This is a genomic window from Wolbachia endosymbiont of Tuta absoluta (assembly GCF_059414725.1).
In genome coordinates this window covers 1-3,357 of record NZ_JBNRJY010000755.1, presented here as the reverse complement: position 1 = coordinate 3,357, position 3,357 = coordinate 1, and the positions used below count along the sequence as shown (strand labels likewise).

Genomic DNA, 3,357 nt, shown 5'->3' with positions numbered 1-3,357 from the left:
CACACTATGTGATATATATACAGAGTGACTGCTTTTTCTATAATATTCCACATTCTTTCAGATTTTTCACCTTAAAATTATATTCTTAAAAGGATGGACTTCAAGTCCAGGGTTTTTCTCCCAAATTTGGGACAATAAAATAGAAAAACAAGAAAAATCTGCTAAATATAAGTGGTGGGTGGAGCTGAAAAAATATCTTGCAAAGCTGAACAAGCATTATCCAGAAGAAAGAATTATTCAATATTCCAATCAAGAGCTAAATGATTTACAAAAATTAAAAGAAATAGTAAATAAGTTTATTGAAGCTTCTGATTATCAGAATAAGCTGTGCCAAGATGAAAATTATCCAGCTCTTTCTTATTATAATACAGAAATAGACTTGGAAAGGTTAGAGCAAATAACACGTAAGTTTATTAACGATTCTGGTCACATATCAGAAAAGGAGGTGTTAAAGCAAAAAAAGCTTCAAATACCTTTACCAGGGGAAAAGCAATTGGTAGAAAATTTGAGAAAATTAGAAAAAAGAATATCTACTTTCATTCAATCTGTTTATGAAAAAACTGCACATGATGAGCAATATCCAGGCTTTGTTCGGTCCCCTAAAAAGAAAGACTTTATGATACTAGCACAAATAATACATGAGTTGTTTCTTGAGAAAGATGATTTCGAATCTGTAGATAAGGAAGAATTACCTAGTCCATATTTAGAAAAAGTTAAAGAGAAATCATATATTAGAGGGGTGCTTAGCTATTTAACTTGCTTTGTTGCATAACTGTTTATAAAGAGCAAGGAGTGTTCAATTGTATTAAATAAGAGTCTGATATTAGTTTTCAATTCTTCTATCAGTTAATTCATTCCCGTCAGATTAAGTTGTGTTTAGCACAATCTGTTCCACTGTTCTTCATCTAAAATTTCCACACCCAATTCCATTGCTTTTTTATATTTTGAACCTGGATCTTCTCCTGCAATTAAATAGTCAGTTTTAGTAGAAAGGCTTGAACTGATCTTTGCCCCTAAAACTTTAGCTCTTACTTTTGCCTCCCCTCTACTCATAGCACGTAGCTTACCAGTAAACACTATAATTTTGTTATTCAAAAAAGAATCGCTAGAGTTGGAGCTCACAGGAAGAATTTGCAGATATGCAGTAAGATCATTTAACATTTTAATGTTACGTTCCTGAGAAAAAAACGATTTTAAAGATTCAGCTACTTTTTCTCCTATACCATCTATACCTACCAACTCAACATCATTTGATGACATCGAATTATACCAGTTATCATAAGATACATAATAATTTGCGAGCAATTCTGCTACAACTTGGCCGATAAATCTGATACCCAAAGAAAATATGAACCTATCTAGAGAGATTACTCTTCTGCTTTGTATAGCACTTAATAGATTAGCTATTGACTTCTCGCCCCAACCATGATGCTCTTTTAAGGAAAACTCTTTTAATCTTTCCTCTAAAATAAAAATGTCTGGAATTTGTCTTATTAGTTCCAGATCATAAAAAAACTTTATTTGTTTTTCACCAAGGCCAACAATGTCAAATGCATCTTTTGACACAAAATGTTTTAGTTTTTCTACTATTTGAGCCTTGCAATTAAATTCTTCAGGACATCTTACTGCCACTCCTTCAATCTGCACTTTACTACCACATTCAGGACATATGTCAGGAAAAACAAATTCAGGCATATTTGTATGACGAGAACCTTCATCTACTTTGACAATTTGAGGAATTACATCTCCAGCTCTTTTAATTGTTACAACATCTCCTTCTCTTATATCTTTACGTTTTATCTCATCTTGGTTATGTAGACTTGCTCTGCTAACTAGCACTCCGCCAATATTAACTGGTACCAAATCTGCAACTGGAGTTAAAACCCCCGTTCTACCCACCTGTATAAATATTTTATTTAACTTTGTCTTCGCATAAATCGCAGAAAACTTATATGCAAGCGCTGAGCGTGGCGCTTTGTGTGTACTTCCCAGACGACTTTGTAGCACCAAATCATTCACTTTATAGACTATCCCATCGATATCATAATCCAAGTTATAACGACAATCATAGATCTCGTTATAGAACTTTAGCATTCCATTCAAACTACTTGTTAAGGAACGATGCTCATTTACGCAAAAACCAAGTTTCTCAAGTTTTTCTAGTACTTCACTTTGACTTTTCTCTATTCCACCAATTAAAGAATAAGCAAAATATCTAAGAGGCCTTTTTGCTGTAATGTTCGCATTCAATTGCTTTAAAGAACCAGCAGCTGCATTTCGAGGATTAGCGAATTCATTATTTTCATTTAACTTTAAAAAGTCGCTGTTACTGATATATATTTCACCCCTTACTTCTAGTCTTCCTTGCACATCTTGTAAAAACTTAGGAAAGCCTTTTATTGTTGCAACATTGTGAGTTACATCCTCTCCTACAAAACCGTCACCTCGAGTTGCAGCTTTAACAAATTTCCCATCTTCATAAATTGCAGAAAATGACAATCCATCAATTTTTGGCTCACATAATATCTCTATTTCATCTGCAATTAAAAATCTCTTTATTTTAGACAAAAATTTTTCTACACCTTGTTCATCATAAGCATTCTCAAGAGAAAGCATAGGTTCTTGATGTTCCACCTTAGAAAATCTCTCATCAGGCGGAGCACCAACACTATCTTGTGTTGCATAAGCTTCTGGCTCTATTGCAGCTAACTTTTTTTTCAGTTCATCATATTCAGCATCACTTATCTCTGGCTTACTTTTTTGATAATATAAGATATTATGATAATTAATTTGATTTTGCAGTTTTTCTCTCATCTTTTCCAAGTCAGTCATGATACCAATATAATGCTCTTTGCCGTCAAGTCATGAATTTTTTCAAAAGGTACTATAAATTTATACTACTGCCCTGAAAAGCAATACTAATATTAATATAATTTTTGTACTTGTATATTAATGTTAGTATAGTTTTTAAATTAAGGAGTACATTATGAAAGAATACAATTACAAAAATTTGGCTGACGAATCAAACTTCGGCTCTCAAGTGTATCGTGCAGGAATGTTTGATAAAATTCTTGGTATAAGCAAAACAGCAAAAGAAGCTGCGAATCAAGTAATATCTAAAATGGGTAACGATTTAAAACTAGAAGCTAGAAAAGCAGCTCAAGATGAAGTAAAAAAAATAGAAGGAAAAATGCTAACTTTAGCTGAAGAGAAAGCTATTCAACCACTATGGATTAAAATCCAAAGATTGAGAGAGAGCATAGAATGCTAACTTTCGACTTGAAAGTCACCAAATTTATCTTCTTTTTTAGAGTGATTTTCAATATAATTTTTTATCATTTCGTCAGTTACATTTCC

At 32.6% G+C, this 3,357-nt stretch carries 3 protein-coding genes and 1 pseudogene; 2 read left to right on the top strand and 2 right to left on the bottom strand.

Translation table 11 applies throughout. The annotated features are described in order from the left end of the window. Nucleotides 1-178: 178 nt before the first annotated feature. On the top strand, nt 179-772 hold the full coding sequence (locus ACJ5GX_RS07860; RefSeq protein ID WP_230609086.1) for a hypothetical protein: 594 nt from the start codon (nt 179-181) through the stop codon (nt 770-772). Between the two features lie 104 nt (nt 773-876). On the opposite strand, the gene ligA is transcribed toward ACJ5GX_RS07860, so the two are convergent. Beyond that, complete coding sequence (ligA, locus tag ACJ5GX_RS07855) at nt 877-2,832, bottom strand: NAD-dependent DNA ligase LigA (RefSeq protein WP_007301909.1); 1,956 nt, start codon at nt 2,830-2,832, stop codon at nt 877-879. 154 nt (nt 2,833-2,986) lie between these two features. On the opposite strand from ligA, the gene ACJ5GX_RS07850 reads away from it, so the two are divergent. Further along, nucleotides 2,987-3,271: a hypothetical protein gene (locus tag ACJ5GX_RS07850; protein ID WP_096097260.1), complete on the top strand. Its 285-nt coding sequence runs from the start codon at nt 2,987-2,989 to the stop codon at nt 3,269-3,271. On the opposite strand, the pseudogene ACJ5GX_RS07845 reads toward ACJ5GX_RS07850, so the two are convergent. Then, a pseudogene (locus ACJ5GX_RS07845) lies at nt 3,268-3,357 on the bottom strand (IS200/IS605-like element ISW1 family transposase); the annotation flags it as partial. The gene ACJ5GX_RS07850 and the pseudogene ACJ5GX_RS07845 sit on opposite strands and share 4 nt — an antisense overlap.

Bases quoted from the DNA above. Each gene is read 5' to 3' on its own strand.
- ligA (WP_007301909.1), bottom strand. From the start codon at position 2,832: ATGACTGACTTGGAAAAGATGAGAGAAAAACTGCAAAATCAAATTAAT.
- ACJ5GX_RS07850 (WP_096097260.1), top strand. From the start codon at position 2,987: ATGAAAGAATACAATTACAAAAATTTGGCTGACGAATCAAACTTCGGC.